The following is a 14,319-nucleotide window of genomic DNA, read 5'->3' on the forward strand; positions in this document are numbered from 1 at the left end:
CGCGGGGGCCGGGGGAGGGCCCAAACGCCGCAGGGCGACAAAGGTGCAGGCTGTGACGAGCGCGGTTGAGCGCGACGGCAATTTGCACGAGCTGCTTGGTGAGGCGCCGCTGGTGTTGCCGACCGTGATTGGGCACAACGTCCGTTAGACGTATCGCCGGAGTAATACAATAGGCCCATGCTGCGCGTGACTGATCTGCGGGAAACGACCCCCACCACCTCACAGCTGCGCCGGTTGCTGCCCCGCGGCGGTACCGACGTGGCGTCTGTTTTGCCCACTGTCGCTCCGATTGTGGAGGCGGTGCGCGACCGCGGCGCCGAAAAGGCCTTGGAGTACGGCGAACAGTTTGACCGCATCCGCCCGGAATCGGTCGTCGTGCCCGAAGCGGTGATTGACGCCGCCGAGGCAGGTCTTGAGCCCGAGGTCAAAGAGGCGCTGGAGGTGGCGATTGCGCGGATCCGCAAAGTCCACGCAGAGCAGAAACCCAAGGAGCACACGACCACGCTTGCGGATGGGGCGACGGTGACCGAGACATACATCCCCGTCGAGCGCGTCGGTCTGTACGTGCCGGGTGGAAAGGCGGTGTACCCCTCCAGCGTGCTGATGAACGTCATCCCCGCGCAGGAGGCAGGGGCATCAACCATGGTGGTGTGCACCCCGCCGCAGGTTGAGTTCGGCGGGTGGCCGCACCCGGTGACGCTGGCTGCGTGCCGGCTGCTCGGCATCACCGAGGTGTGGGCGGTGGGCGGCGCGCAGGCGATCGCGCTGATGGCATATGGCGACGACGAAGCTGGCCTCGAGCCGGTGGACATGGTCACCGGCCCCGGCAACATCTTCGTGGCGGCAGCGAAACGCCTGGTGAACGGCGTCGTCGGCATCGACGCTGAGGCTGGTCCGAGCGAGATCGCGGTCATCGCCGACGAAACGGCGGACGCCGAGTATGTCGCGCTCGACCTCATCTCGCAGGCGGAGCACGACGAGCAGGCCGCCAGCGTGCTGATTACGGATTCGCAATCGCTGGCTGAAGAGGTGCAGCGGGTCGTCGACAAGCGAAGTGCCCTCACGCTCAACGCGGAGCGCGCCGCGTCCGCGCTCGGCGGCGCGCAGTCCGGCATCGTGCTGGTGCGCGACGAGGAACAGGCGGTGGCGGTCGCGAACGCGTATGCGGCGGAGCACTTGGAAATCCACACCCGCAACCCGCGCGAGACGGCAAAGCGCATCACCAACGCCGGTGCGATCTTCGTCGGACCGTATTCGCCAGTGCCGCTGGGGGATTACGCCGCCGGGTCCAACCACGTCCTGCCAACCTCCGGCACCGCGCGATTCAACCCGGGACTGAGCACGCACACGTTCTTAAAACCCGTGAGCCTGATCGAGTACGACCAGCAAGCACTGACAGAGATCGGCAACCACATCATCGCGCTCGCGGACAAGGAGCAGCTGCCGGCCCACGGAGAGTCGATCGCGGCTCGGATGGGGGACAAATAAATGGCTGCCTCTACTACCTCGGACATCACTCTGGACAACCTGCCGCTGCGCGAGGAGCTGCGCGGGAAATCGGCCTACGGTGCGCCGCAGCTCGATGTCGCGGTGGCGCTGAACACGAACGAGAACCCGTACCCGCCGTCGCAGGCGCTTATCGACGATCTCGTTGCGGAAGTCGCACGAGTAGCGGCGTCGCTGAACCGCTACCCGGAGCGCGACGCGGTCGAGCTGCGCGACGCGCTCGCGGCGTACGTGACTAAGCAGACCGGCGTTGCGGTGACGCGCGGCAACGTGTGGGCCGCCAACGGCTCCAACGAGGTGCTCCAGCAGCTGCTGCAGGCGTTCGGCGGGCCCGGTCGCACGGCGCTGGGTTTCGTGCCCTCGTACTCGATGCACCCCATCCTGAGCGCGGGTACGCAGACCGAGTTCATCGGCGTAAACCGCGGGGAGGACTACCGCATCGACATGGATGCGGCGCTTCGCGCAATCGCCGAGCACGCCCCAGACGTGGTCTTTATCACCACCCCGAACAACCCCACCGGCGACGTCACGTCACTGCCCGACATCGAGCGGATCATCCAGGCCGCGCCGGGCATCGTCATCGTCGACGAGGCGTACGCCGAATTCTCCCCGTCGCCTTCCGCTTGCGAGCTCATTGAGCGCTACCCGGCGAAACTCGTGGTGTCGCGGACAATGAGCAAGGCCTTCGACTTCGCCGGCGGCCGCCTGGGCTACTTCGTCGCGGCCGAGGCGTTCATCGAAGCGGTGATGTTAGTGCGCCTGCCGTACCACCTCTCCGTGCTTTCTCAGGCGGCGGCGCTTGTGGCGCTGCGCCATGCGGACGAGACGCTGGGCACGGTGGAAAAGCTCTCGCGCGAGCGCGACCGCGTGCAGCGGGAACTCACGCAGCTGGGCTATGACGTGGTGCCGAGCGAATCGAACTTCATCTTCTTCGGGCACTTCGACGATGCGCACCAGGCGTGGCAGCAGTTTTTGGACCGGGGCGTGCTGATCCGCGACGTCGGCGTGCCCGGCCGGCTGCGCGTCACTATCGGGCTGGACGAGGAAAACGACGCCTTTTTGGCGGCGGCGAAGGAGATCATCAATGGCTGACACGGCTGACACAACCACTTCGGCGCGCATCGGGCGCGCGACCCGGACCACCAGCGAGTCCGACATCACCGTGGAAATCAACCTCGACGGCACCGGCAAGGTGGATGTGGACACCGGCCTGCCGTTTTTCGACCACATGCTCACCGCGTTCGGCACCCACGGCGCGTTCGACCTCACCGTGAAAGCCAAAGGCGACACCCACATCGACGCGCACCACACGGTCGAGGACACCGCGATTACCCTGGGCTGGGCGCTCGCAGAGGCAGTGGGGGACAAGGCCGGCATCACCCGCTTCGGCTCGATGCTGCTCCCCATGGACGAAACCCTGGTCGAGTCCGTGGTGGACATCTCCGGCCGGCCGTACTTCGTCATGAACGGCGAGCCGGAGCACATGCAGTGGCAGATCATCGGCGGCCACTACGCCACCGTGATCAACCAGCACTTCTTCGAAACGCTGGCGTACAACGCGCGCATCACCCTCCACGTCAACGTCCGCTACGGGCGCGACCCGCACCACATCACCGAAGCCGAGTACAAGGCCGTCGCTCGCGCACTGCGACAGGCGGTCTCGCGCGACGGCAAGCTGAAAGGCGTCCCCTCCACAAAGGGTGCTTTGTAAGCAGTTCCTGTGTCGAACCCGTGTGATTCGGGTACGGTGCCAGCGTGGATTCCCCCGCGCCGGTGGAGCCGTGTCTGAATTGAGAAGGGAGTGCAGGTTTGGCCCTGAACGGAGCGTTCGCGCGCGCACGCAGACCGTTGACCCCGGAAGAGGTCGATAGCTTCACCTCGGTATGGCGGGCGAGGGGCATCGTGCCGGTGCTCATCGCCGTCGCCTCGGCGTTCGGCGCGTGGTCGTTCCTTCTGCCCGTGGTGCCTACCGCGGTGATCGACGCTGGGGGGCCGGAGACGCTGGCGGGCCTCAGCACCGGCATTTTCATGCTCGCCACAGTGATCACCCAGGTCTTCACTCCGTGGCTGCTCCGAACTGTTGGCTACCGCGCGGTGATGGTGGCGTCCGCTTTGCTGCTCGGCGGCGGGGCGTTCGGCTACATGCTCGGAATGGAACCAGGCGCGCTGCTCACCGTCAGCGCGGTGCGCGGCGTCGGCTTCGGGGCGCTGTCCGTGGCCGAGGCCGCGATCATCGCGGAACTGGTGCCGCTCCGCTTGCTCGGCAGCGCGACGGGCGCGCTGGGCCTGGTCGTCGGCGCCTCGCAGATGGTGGCTTTGCCGCTCGGCCTAGCGCTAGTGGACGTGGTGGGCTACAACGGCGTATTCGCTGCCGGCGCGACCGTGGGGTTGATCTCGCTGCTCGCGTCGCTGCTGATCCCGTCGATTCCGCCCGCCGCGGAGGACGAGGCGGTGCCCAGCGCGGTGCGCGTGCCCACTTGGCACCTGGTGCTGGTGCCGGCGCTCGCGCTTATGTTCGTCACCACCGCCTACGGCGCCATCACCAACTTTTTGCCCGCCTCCATGCGCGACCTCGATCCGGTGCGCGGCGCAGCGCTCGGCGGTCTTATGCTCGGCGTGCTCAACCTAGCCGCGATGCTCTCGCGCTACTTCGCCGGCCGGGTGATGGACCGAAAGGGCTACCCGGGAACGGTGCTTATCCCGTTCCAGATCTCCGCGGCTGTCGGCGTGTTCATGATGGCGGTCATCCTCTTCCTCCAACTGCCCGTGTGGACCATGGTCATCGCGGTGATCTTCTACGGCGCCGGATTCGGCGCGGTGCAGAACGAGGCGCTGACCACCATGTTCTACCGCCTGCCGCGCTCCAAGTCTTCGCAGGCGTCGGCGATCTGGAACATCGCCTTCGACGGCGGCACGGGCATCGGATCCACCGTCTACGGGATGGTGCTGACCACCATGGCGTTCGCGCCGATGTACGGCATTGCCAGCGCGGTGATCGTGCTGGGGCTCGCCGTGACGCTGCTGGACCGGCAACTGGGCCGCCACCGCGTGGTTGAGGTGAACAATTTGGCGGTGCGTCTCAAAGCTGTCCAAGCCCCGCGGCGCTACCGGTAGGCGCTACACTTTCCGTCCATGACTCACACCGCCAACACCACGCCGACTGTGGCGCTGCTCGACTACGGCGCCGGCAACCTGCGCTCTGCCCACCGCGCGCTGGAACACGTGGGTGCGGACGTCGCGGTGACGAAAGACCCGCACACAGCCGTCGAGGCGGACGGACTTGTGGTCCCAGGCGTCGGAGCCTTCGCGGCGTGCATGCGCGGCCTCAACGAGGTTGCCGCGCCGCGCATCGTTGGCCAGCGGCTCGCCGGCGGGCGGCCTGTGCTGGGCATCTGCGTGGGCATGCAGGTGATGTTCGAGCGCGGCGTGGAGCACGGGGTTGATGCGGCTGGGCTGGGGGAGTGGCCGGGGAGCGTCGATAAGCTTGATGCCCCCGTGCTGCCCCACATGGGCTGGAACACCGTGGAGGTGCCCGAGGGAAGCGCCATGTTCGCGGGGCTCGACTCTGACACCCGGTTCTACTTTGTTCACTCCTACGCGGCGCGCGAGTTCCCGCTGGCGGAAGACGAGTTTATTGCCTACCCGAAGGTCGCGTGGGCCGCGCACGGGCCGAGCCGGTTCGTCGCGGCGGTGGAGAACGGCCCGCTGTGGGCGACCCAGTTCCACCCTGAAAAGTCCGGCGATGCTGGGCTCCAGCTGCTGGCGAACTGGGTGGGCACCCTGCGTTAGGATTGGCCGCATGACGTTTACTCTCTTGCCCGCTGTCGATGTGGTCAACGGTCAGGCGGTGCGCCTGCACCAGGGGGAGGCCGGCACGGAAACGGTCTACGGCACTCCGCTCGAGGCGGCGCTGAAGTGGCAGGAGGAGGGTGCGCAGTGGCTGCACTTCGTCGACTTGGACGCGGCGTTCGGCAACGGCTCCAACCACGAGCTGATGGCGCAAGTGACCCGGGAACTTTCCATCAACGTGGAACTGACCGGCGGTATCCGCGATGACGAATCGCTCGAGCGGGCGCTCGCCACCGGTGCGAAGCGGGTCAACATCGGCACGGCCGCGCTGAGGAATCCGGAGTGGACCGAAAGCGCGATCGCGCGCTACGGCGAGCAGATTGCGATCGACATCGCTGTGCGCGAGGAGGACGGCCAGTGGCGCACCAAGGGCGACGGCTGGGTGAGCGACGGCGGGGACCTGTGGGAGGTGCTCGAGCGCTTCGACGCGGCCGGATGTGCCCGCTTCGTGGTCACCGACGTAAGCAAGGACGGCACGCTGACCGGCCCGAACATCGACCTGTTGCGTGATGTGGCCGCGGCGACGGACGCCAAAATTACAGCATCCGGGGGCATTTCCACGCTTGACGACGTCGCCTTGGTCTCCTCCTACCTCGACGAAGGCATCGACTCCGTCATCATCGGCAAGGCCCTGTATGAGAAGCGCTTCAGCCTCGCTGACGCGCTCGCGCGGGTCGCGCTGTGACCGAAGCAGCAGATCGCGCGGACCTCGCGGATTGCCACCGTCTCGCCGCGGCTGCCGTCACGGAGGCGCGCGGCGTGTTTCTCGACCACGTGGGCGCCGCGCCGGCGCTGATGAAGGGCAAGGGCGACTTCGCCACAGAAGCGGATCTGGCCATCGAGGCGCTTTTGCGCGAGCGGCTCGGCGGGGCCACCGGCATTCCTGTCTACGGGGAAGAGGGCGGCGGCGACTTCAACGCCGAAGCCTGCTGGGTGGTCGACCCGATTGACGGCACGTCGAACTACTCCTCGGGCAACCCGAACTGCGCCATTTTGGTCTCGTTGATCCGCGGTGGCCAACCGGTGATGGCGTTCACTGAAATGCCGCTGTTGAACCTGAGTGTGAGCGCTGTTGAGGGCCAGCCGGTGGTGTGCAACGGCACCGCGTTACCGCCGCTGGGAAGCGGCGGCGCGGGCACCCACGCGGCCGCGCAGGTCGGGGTCGGTTCCGTCGGCTCCGACGACCGGGTGCGTTTTCCCGCCTCGACCCGCCTTGCGCTCATTGGCGAGCTCGCGAAAACCGAGCTGCGCCCGCGCATTTCCGGTTCCGTCGGGGTGGACTTGGCCTTCGTCGCCCTCGGCATCTACCGGGCTGCGGTGAGCTTTTCCCCGCACGTCTGGGACAACGCCGCAGGCGTGCTGATCGCGCGCAGTGCCGGCGCCGCCGCCACCGACATGGACGGCCGGCCGTGGTCCCCGGGCAGCGCCGGGGCAATCGTGGGGACCCCCGCGGCGCACGAAACGGCGCTGCGTACGATGTTGCACGTTGCCAACCAGTAGCAGCACGACACAGTAAAGGAAGTTAGCCATGGCAGTTGCGATCCGAGTGATCCCGTGCCTCGACGTCGATAGCGGGCGGGTGGTCAAGGGCGTCAACTTCGAAAACTTGGTGGACGCCGGCGACCCGGTCGAGTTGGCGAAGCGCTACGGCGAGGAAGGCGCGGATGAGCTGACCTTCCTCGACGTCACCGCCTCCAAGGAAGGCCGCGGCACGATGCTGGACGTGGTGCGCCGCACCGCCGAGCAGGTGTTCATCCCGCTGACCGTGGGCGGCGGGGTCCGCAGCGCCGACGACGTGCGCGAGCTGTTGCGCGCCGGCGCTGACAAGGTGAGCGTCAATACCGCCGCCATCGCCCGGCCGGAGCTTCTCCGCGAGCTTGCCGGCGAGTTCGGCTCCCAGTGCATCGTGCTCTCCGTCGACGCGCGCCGCGTGCCGGAAGGCGGTCAAACCCAGCCATCCGGCTTCGAGGTGACGACCCACGGTGGCACCCGCTCCGCCGGCATCGACGCTATCGAGTGGGCGAAAACCGGCGCCGACCTTGGCGTGGGCGAGATCCTGCTGAACTCCATGGACGGCGACGGCACCAAGTCCGGCTTCGATGTGGAGCTGATTCAGCGCGTGCGCGAGGCGGTCTCGATCCCGGTGATCGCCTCCGGTGGGGCGGGCGCAGCCGAGCACTTTCCGCCGGCCGTGGAGGCGGGTGCGGACGCTGTGCTCGCCGCGTCCATCTTCCACTTCGGTGAAGTCTCGATCAGCGAAGTCAAAGACGAGCTGCGCTGCGCAGGGCTGGAGGTGCGCTAGATGTCCGTTGCAACGTACGAACTGGACCCGGCCATCGCCGCGCGCCTGAAACGCAACGACCAGGGCCTCGTGCCCGCCGTGGTACAGGACCACGAGACCAAAGACGTGCTGATGATGGCGTGGATGGACGACCACGCGCTCGCCCACACACTCGCCACCCGCCGCGGCACCTACTACTCCCGCTCCCGAGGCGAGTACTGGGTGAAGGGGGAGACCTCCGGCAACGTGCAGGAGGTGAAGTCGGTGGCGCTGGATTGCGACGGCGACACGATCCTTGTCACCGTTGCGCAAACCGGCGGCGCGTGCCACACCGGTGACACAACCTGCTTCGACGCGGATCGGCTGCTGTAATGGCACCGCACAAGCTCGGGGCCCTGCTCATCGGCACCGGCGCGGCGCTGCTCGGCGCGTTTTCCCGCGGCATGTGGGTCACTGCGACGTACACCGACGAGCTTGCCGGCGGCGGGGTTGCCCACATTCGCGGCGCCGAGTGGTCCACCGAGACCACTGCAGTTGCGCTGCTGCTGTTCGTTGCCGCGATAGGGGCATTTGCTTTACGACGCACCGGTCGCCGCCTCACCGCCATCATCGCAGCACTCGCGTCTCTCGGCGCTGCCGTCTCCCCTGCCCAGCTGCTTATCCGAGGCGCCGACCCGGACCGCGTCCACGCCCTGTTGACCGCGGGACTGGACACCGCTCAGACCGCCAGCACTACGCAAGGCCCGGTGGTTTCGGAGTGGGCGGAAACGACCGCTGCGGACGTCGCCACGCTCTTCCCGCTACTGAGCCTCGCCGGCTGCCTTATCGCCTTTGCCGGCGCCGTATTGGTTGCCGCGCGCCCAGGTGAAGATGCGCCGAAGCAGAACAAGTACGAGAAAGAAGCGGTGCGCCGCGAGCGACTCGCCGACGATCTGGAGACCAACCCCGACTCCGGCCGCGTGATGTGGGATGCGCTCGACGCTGACATCGACCCGACGGACACCACGCCCACGCGACCCTGATTATCGGCGGGCGGGGTTTTCCAGCTACCTTAAAGACATGCTTGCCCCGAGCGCGGTGAACGAGATCGTCACCGGAGTGTTGCGTGACGTGGCGAAGCGCGAAGCCGTCCTACCGTTTCAGGAAGTGAAAGCGCGCTCCCGCGACATGGCACCCACCCGCGACGCCCGTTCCGCGTTGTTGCGGCCGGGTTGCAGCGTCATCGCCGAGATCAAGCTCGATTCCCCTGTCTTCGGTCCGACCGGCGTGAAGCGGCGGAACATCGCGGATGTCGCGCGCGCCATCGAAGAAGGCGGGGCGCACCTCATCGGCTGCCAGACCGAGCGGCTGCGTTTCGGCGGCTCGCTCGAGGATATGGCGCACGCTCGCGCCGCCGTCAACCTGCCGATGGTGTGCCGTGACGTGATCGTGGATCCCTACCAGATCCACGAGGCGCGTTGCTACGGCGCCGACGTCTTACCGCTGCAGGTGGGCATTTTGGAAGAAGCCCGGCTCGCAGCGCTTCTCGACAGGGCCGAGTCCCTCGGCATGGTCGTCATGGCCGAAGTGCGCTCCCCCCAGGAGGCGGACCTGGCGCTCAAAGTCGGCGCCAGCGTGATCGCTGTGAACTCGTGGACCTTCGACACCAACGATTTGCGCCCCGGCACTTTTGCGGAGATTGTGCCGGGGCTGCCGTCTGAAGTGATCAAAATCAGCCTCGGCGGCGTGACCACGGTGCGCGACCTCCTCGACGCAGCGGCGATCGGCGCGGACGCCGTGCTCGCGGCCGAGGCGATCATGAGCGGCGATGACATCTGCGCCGCCACCCGGGCGCTCGCCGCGGCCGGCCAGCACCCGGCGTGCCCGCGCCGGTAGTGCATACTATTGCACGTGCACACTCAGATTCTCGCCAACATCCCGTCCCCGCCCCAGGGCGTGTGGCACCTCGGTCCGATCCCAATCCGCGCGTACGCCCTGTGCATTATGACGGGTATCATCGCCGCGACCTACGTCGGCATCCGCCGCTACCAGGCACGCGGCGGCAACCCGGACACGGTGTGGGACGCGCTGATCGTCTGCGTGCCGGCAGGCATCATCGGCGGCCGGCTGTACCACGTGATCACAGACCACGATAAGTACTTCGGCGAGGGCAAGAACCCGTGGCAGGCGTTCAACATCACCGCCGGCGGCCTCGGCATCTGGGGTGCGGTCGCGCTCGGCGCGTTGGCGCTGTTCGCCCTGATGAAGCACAAGGGCCTGCCGTTCTTACCGCTCGCGGACTCGCTGGCGCCGGGCGTCGTCCTCGCCCAAGGCATCGGGCGGCTGGGCAACTGGTTTAACCAGGAGCTCTACGGCGCGCCGACGGACGTGCCCTGGGCGCTCGACTTGTACTACCGCGTGGACGAGTTCGGCCGCTACGCTCCGCTGAACGGCCGCTCCACGGGCGAGGTCATCGCGAGCGTCCACCCGACGTTCCTCTACGAGCTGATCTGGAACGTGCTCGTGTTCTTCCTGCTGATCTGGGCAGATAGGCGCTTCACGCTCGGCCACGGACGCGTGATGTGGCTCTACGTCGCCGGTTACACCTTCGGCCGCTTCTTTATCGAGCTCATGCGCACCGACGAAGCCACCTTGATCCTGGGGCTGCGCGTCAACACGTGGGTCTCCGCGATTTTGTTCATCGTTGGCGTGGTGATGTTCCTCCGCTCGCCGAAGGGACGGGAGACGCCGGATGAGGTTGACCCGGCCTACGAGGCGCCGCCAGCCGGCGAGCGAACCAGCGCAAAATGAGTATCGTTAGCGCTGTGGAAAGACGAACGAAGATCGTATGCACGCTCGGTCCCGCCGTGGCCAACAAGGACGCGATCCTGGGGCTGGTGCGAGACGGTATGGACGTTGCCCGCCTGAACTTCTCGCACGGGGATTACCCGGACCACGAGCAGAATTACCGCTGGGTCCGCGAGGCCACTGATGAGACCGGCCACGCCGTCGGCATCTTGGCCGACCTGCAGGGCCCCAAAATCCGCCTCGGCCGCTTCGGCGGCGACGGCAAAACCTACTGGGAAACCGGCGAGACGGTTCGCATCACCGTCGACGACGTCGAAGGCACCCACGACCGCGTGTCCACCACCTACAAAAACCTGGCGCAGGACGCGCAGCCGGGGGACCGGCTGCTTGTGGATGATGGCAAGGTCGGCCTCGTCTGCGTCGAGGTCGATGGCAACGACGTGGTGTGCAAGGTCACCGAGGGCGGCCCGGTTTCGAACAACAAGGGTGTGTCCCTGCCGGGGATGAACATCTCCGTGCCGGCGCTGAGCGAGAAGGACAAAGAGGACCTGCGCTTCGCGCTGCGCATGGGCGTGGACATGATCGCGCTCTCCTTCGTGCGCTCGCCGGCGGACGTCGACCTGGTGCACGAGATCATGGACGAGGTCGGCCGTCGCGTGCCCGTGATTGCGAAGCTGGAGAAGCCCGAAGCCGTTGACGCGCTCGAGTCGATCATCCTCGCCTTCGACGCCGTGATGGTCGCCCGCGGCGACCTCGGTGTGGAGATCCCGCTGGAGCAGGTGCCGCTGGTGCAGAAGCGCGTGATCCAGATTGCGCGCGAGAATGCGAAACCGGTGGTCGTTGCAACGCAAATGCTCGACTCGATGATCGAGAACTCTCGCCCGACCCGCGCCGAGGCCTCTGACGTTGCCAACGCCGTGCTCGACGGCGCGGACGCGGTGATGCTCTCCGGCGAGACGTCGGTGGGCGTGGACCCGCACAACGTGGTGCGAACCATGAGCCGCATCGTTCGCTCCGCAGAGACCATGGGCAAAGTGCCGCCTTTGAACCATATCCCGCGCACCAAGCGCGGCGTGGTTTCGTACTCGGCGAACGACATCGCCAGCCGGCTCAACGCGAAGGCGATCGTCACGTTCACCACGTCCGGCGACACGGCCCGCCGCGTGGCGCGGCTGCACCCCGAGTTGCCGCTGCTTGTGTTTACCCCGGTGCAGCAGGTGCGCTCCCAGCTCGCGGTGACGTGGGGTGTGGAGACCTTCCTCTGCCCGGACGTCCACAACACCGACGACATGCTGCGCACCGTTGACGAGTACCTGCTCGCGCTGGACCAGTACCAAGAGGGCGACACGATGGTTGTGGTGGCGGGCATCCCGCCGGGAGTTTCCGGCACCACAAACACCATCCACGTGCACCAGCTGGGCGAGGACACCCGCAACCCGCGGTAGCCGTACGCTGGGGTGCATGCCCGAAACGAACGACTGCATCGAGATTCGCGACGCGCACCTGCACAACCTGAAGAATGTCGACGTGGACATTCCCCGTGGCCGGTTGGTCGCGGTGACGGGGGTGTCCGGGTCCGGCAAATCCTCTCTCGCCTTCGGCACCATCCACGGCGAGGGGCAGCGCCGCTACTTGGAGTCGGTGGCGCCGTTTGCCCGCCGCCTCATCGGCTCGGCGGTGGATCCGCAGGTCAGCCAAGTCGAGGGACTTCCGCCGACCGTGGCGTTGCAGCAGTCCACCACCGGCGGCGGTGCGCGCTCTACCGTTGGCACGGTCTCGGCGATGTCGAACACCATCCGCCTGCTCTACTCCCGCGCCGGCGACAACCCGGAGGGGCTTTACTCCGACTCGTTTTCCCCGAATACGCCCGAGGGGATGTGTCCCGCCTGCCAGGGCACCGGCGTGGTGCACGAGCCCACGGAACAATCCATGGTGCCGGATCCCACACTGTCGATTGAGGAGGGCGCGATCGCGGCGTGGCCGGGCGCGTGGGCCGGCAAGAACTTCCACGACATTTTGAAGACGCTGGGATACGACCTCGATTCGCCGTGGCAGGACCTGTCTGAGGAAGACCGCCAATGGATCCTGTTCACCGACGAGCGCCCGGTTGTCACCGTCAAGCCGACCCGCGGCGCCGACCAGATCCAGCGCAACTATGAGGGCACGTGGCGCTCTGTTGCGAGTTACCTGACTAAGACGCTGGCAGAGACCCAGTCCGACACCCTGCGCAAGCGCGTGTTGGGCTACATGGAGTCGCGCGTGTGCGAAGTCTGCGGCGGCCGCCGCCTCAACCCGGAGGCGCTGAACGTCACCTACGCTGGCATGCCTATCGACGAGCTCGGGTCGCTTCCCCTCGACCGCGTGCACGAGGTGCTGTCGGCGCAGACGCCGGCGGAGAACTCCGCGGAGGCGCTGTTGCTCAAGCAGGTGCTGCCTGCGCTGCAGTCCGCTCTCGATCTAGGGCTGAAGCACTTGAGCCTCGACCGCCCCGCGGCGACTTTGTCGGCCGGCGAGCTGCAGCGCATACGCCTCGCTGCGCAGCTTCGCTCAGGGCTTTTCGGCGTGGCGTACGTGCTCGACGAGCCCTCGGCTGGCCTGCACCCCGCGGAGCGCGGTGCGGTACTCGACATTTGCCGCAACTTCATCGAGGCCGGTAACTCCGTGCTGCTGGTCGAGCACGACATGGAACTTGTCGCCGAGGCTGACTGGCTGGTGGACGTGGGCCCGCTGGCCGGCGAGCGCGGAGGCGAGGTGGTCTACTCCGGGCCGGTGGCGGATTACGACGCCGACACTCCCACAGCCAGCGCCCTGAAACGCAGGGGGCTGACGCTTAACGACGCACCCCGCAAACCCTCCGGCACCCTCACCCTACGAGGTGTCAACGCCCGCTCTATCGAGGACGCGGACGTCTCTTTCGGGCTCGGGCAGTTCACCGCGGTGGCGGGTGTGTCCGGCTCCGGCAAGTCCACGCTGGTCAGCACGGTGCTTGCCGGGGCATTGCGGGCGACGACATCGTCAACCGCCGCGTTCGAGGGCGAAGACGAGGAGCAGCACGAGGACAACGGTTGGTCTTACGCCGAGCTCGAGGGTGCGGATGCGGTGAGCCGGGTTGTTCAAATCACCCAGAAGCCGATCGGGCGCACACCGCGCTCCACAATCGCGACGTACACGGGTCTGTTCGACGGCGTGCGCAAGCTCTTCGCCGAAACCGACGAGGCGAAGCGCCGCAAGTGGAGCGTGTCGCGCTTTTCCTACAACGTGAAGCAGGGTCAGTGCCCGACGTGCGGCGGCGCCGGCAAGATTGAGGTCGAGCTGGTGTTCCTGCCTGGGTCCTACACCACCTGTCCTGACTGCGGCGGCGCGCGCTACAACGACGAAACCCTCGAGGTCACGTGGGAGGGCCTCAACATTGCGGAGGTGCTCGACCTCACCGTGGACGAGGCGCGCGGCGTGTTCGCCGAGGAGCCCAGAATCCTCCGCGCGGTAGAAACGCTGCAGGCGGTGGGTCTGGGCTACCTGCGGTTGGGCCAAGGTGCACCGGAACTATCTGGCGGCGAGGCGCAGCGCATCAAGCTGGCCACGGAGCTGCAGCGCGCACGCACTTCTAGGCGCGGCCACACCGTGTACCTGCTCGACGAGCCGACAACCGGTCTTCACCCGGCGGACGTCGACCTGCTCGCGCGCGAACTCAACAGCCTTGTGGACGCCGGCCAGACCGTCATCGTCGTCGAGCACGACGCACGCGTGATCGCGCAGGCCGACCGCGTGGTCGAGATGGGCCCGGGCGCCGGCGCCGACGGCGGCGAAATTGTCGCCGAGGGCTCACCGGCGGAAATCGCCAAGCGCGGCACCCCGACTGGCGGGGTGCTCGCTACGCGCAGCGCGTAACCCTGCCG

General features: G+C 67.1%; 14 protein-coding genes. All 14 read left to right on the plus strand.

Annotation, left to right across the window (positions count from 1 at the left end; genetic code table 11):
* The first annotated feature begins 177 nt into the window (after positions 1 to 177).
* The 14 genes from hisD (at position 178) to V6D40_RS10450 (ending at position 14,311) form a co-directional block, all read left to right on the plus strand.
* A complete protein-coding gene (hisD, locus tag V6D40_RS10385) occupies positions 178 to 1,488 on the plus strand; it encodes a histidinol dehydrogenase (RefSeq protein WP_334290293.1) in 1,311 nt (436 codons plus the stop codon).
* A complete protein-coding gene (locus tag V6D40_RS10390) occupies positions 1,489 to 2,598 on the plus strand; it encodes a histidinol-phosphate transaminase (RefSeq protein WP_334290294.1) in 1,110 nt (369 codons plus the stop codon).
* On the plus strand, positions 2,591 to 3,217 hold the full coding sequence (hisB, locus tag V6D40_RS10395; RefSeq protein WP_334290295.1) for an imidazoleglycerol-phosphate dehydratase HisB: 627 nt from the start codon (positions 2,591 to 2,593) through the stop codon (positions 3,215 to 3,217). Before V6D40_RS10390 ends, hisB begins: the two co-directional genes overlap by 8 nt.
* A 98-nt stretch (positions 3,218 to 3,315) precedes the next feature.
* Positions 3,316 to 4,620, plus strand: coding sequence for an MFS transporter (locus V6D40_RS10400; RefSeq protein WP_334290296.1), 1,305 nt, complete (start codon positions 3,316 to 3,318; stop codon positions 4,618 to 4,620).
* A gap of 18 nt (positions 4,621 to 4,638) precedes the next feature.
* The gene (hisH, locus tag V6D40_RS10405) at positions 4,639 to 5,295 is read left to right on the plus strand and encodes an imidazole glycerol phosphate synthase subunit HisH (RefSeq protein ID WP_334290297.1); all 657 of its coding nucleotides are present in this window, start codon (positions 4,639 to 4,641) and stop codon (positions 5,293 to 5,295) included.
* Between the two features lie 10 nt (positions 5,296 to 5,305).
* Positions 5,306 to 6,040, plus strand: coding sequence for a bifunctional 1-(5-phosphoribosyl)-5-((5-phosphoribosylamino)methylideneamino)imidazole-4-carboxamide isomerase/phosphoribosylanthranilate isomerase PriA (gene priA, locus V6D40_RS10410; protein WP_334290298.1), 735 nt, complete (start codon positions 5,306 to 5,308; stop codon positions 6,038 to 6,040).
* On the plus strand, positions 6,037 to 6,855 hold the full coding sequence (locus V6D40_RS10415) for an inositol monophosphatase family protein (RefSeq protein WP_334290299.1): 819 nt from the start codon (positions 6,037 to 6,039) through the stop codon (positions 6,853 to 6,855). Before priA ends, V6D40_RS10415 begins: the two co-directional genes overlap by 4 nt.
* Before the next feature lie 28 nt (positions 6,856 to 6,883).
* A complete protein-coding gene (gene hisF, locus V6D40_RS10420; protein ID WP_334290300.1) occupies positions 6,884 to 7,657 on the plus strand; it encodes an imidazole glycerol phosphate synthase subunit HisF in 774 nt (257 codons plus the stop codon).
* The gene (hisI, locus tag V6D40_RS10425) at positions 7,658 to 8,008 is read left to right on the plus strand and encodes a phosphoribosyl-AMP cyclohydrolase (RefSeq protein ID WP_334290301.1); all 351 of its coding nucleotides are present in this window, start codon (positions 7,658 to 7,660) and stop codon (positions 8,006 to 8,008) included. It begins immediately after the preceding gene.
* A complete protein-coding gene (locus V6D40_RS10430) occupies positions 8,008 to 8,658 on the plus strand; it encodes a TIGR02234 family membrane protein (protein WP_334290302.1) in 651 nt (216 codons plus the stop codon). The genes hisI and V6D40_RS10430 overlap by 1 nt, the downstream gene beginning before the upstream one ends.
* 37 nt (positions 8,659 to 8,695) lie before the next feature.
* On the plus strand, positions 8,696 to 9,511 hold the full coding sequence (locus V6D40_RS10435; RefSeq protein WP_334290303.1) for an indole-3-glycerol phosphate synthase TrpC: 816 nt from the start codon (positions 8,696 to 8,698) through the stop codon (positions 9,509 to 9,511).
* 15 nt (positions 9,512 to 9,526) lie between these two features.
* The gene (gene lgt, locus V6D40_RS10440; RefSeq protein WP_334290304.1) at positions 9,527 to 10,426 is read left to right on the plus strand and encodes a prolipoprotein diacylglyceryl transferase; all 900 of its coding nucleotides are present in this window, start codon (positions 9,527 to 9,529) and stop codon (positions 10,424 to 10,426) included.
* Positions 10,427 to 10,440: 14 nt separating this feature from the next.
* Entirely contained in the window at positions 10,441 to 11,868 is a 1,428-nt protein-coding gene (gene pyk, locus V6D40_RS10445; protein WP_334290323.1) for a pyruvate kinase, read from the plus strand.
* A gap of 16 nt (positions 11,869 to 11,884) precedes the next feature.
* On the plus strand, positions 11,885 to 14,311 hold the full coding sequence (locus V6D40_RS10450; protein WP_334290305.1) for an excinuclease ABC subunit UvrA: 2,427 nt from the start codon (positions 11,885 to 11,887) through the stop codon (positions 14,309 to 14,311).
* The last annotated feature ends 8 nt before the right edge of the window (positions 14,312 to 14,319 follow it).

It is taken from the genome of Corynebacterium sp. Marseille-Q4381 (genome assembly GCF_036881695.1).
Taxonomy (GTDB): domain Bacteria; phylum Actinomycetota; class Actinomycetes; order Mycobacteriales; family Mycobacteriaceae; genus Corynebacterium.

Coding starts and splice junctions, on each gene's coding strand:
- hisD (WP_334290293.1), top strand. CDS start 178: ATGCTGCGCGTGACTGATCTGCGGGAAACGACCCCCACCACCTCACAG.
- V6D40_RS10390 (WP_334290294.1), top strand. CDS start 1,489: ATGGCTGCCTCTACTACCTCGGACATCACTCTGGACAACCTGCCGCTG.
- hisB (WP_334290295.1), top strand. CDS start 2,591: ATGGCTGACACGGCTGACACAACCACTTCGGCGCGCATCGGGCGCGCG.
- hisH (WP_334290297.1), top strand. CDS start 4,639: ATGACTCACACCGCCAACACCACGCCGACTGTGGCGCTGCTCGACTAC.
- priA (WP_334290298.1), top strand. CDS start 5,306: ATGACGTTTACTCTCTTGCCCGCTGTCGATGTGGTCAACGGTCAGGCG.
- hisF (WP_334290300.1), top strand. CDS start 6,884: ATGGCAGTTGCGATCCGAGTGATCCCGTGCCTCGACGTCGATAGCGGG.
- hisI (WP_334290301.1), top strand. CDS start 7,658: ATGTCCGTTGCAACGTACGAACTGGACCCGGCCATCGCCGCGCGCCTG.
- V6D40_RS10430 (WP_334290302.1), top strand. CDS start 8,008: ATGGCACCGCACAAGCTCGGGGCCCTGCTCATCGGCACCGGCGCGGCG.
- V6D40_RS10435 (WP_334290303.1), top strand. CDS start 8,696: ATGCTTGCCCCGAGCGCGGTGAACGAGATCGTCACCGGAGTGTTGCGT.
- V6D40_RS10450 (WP_334290305.1), top strand. CDS start 11,885: ATGCCCGAAACGAACGACTGCATCGAGATTCGCGACGCGCACCTGCAC.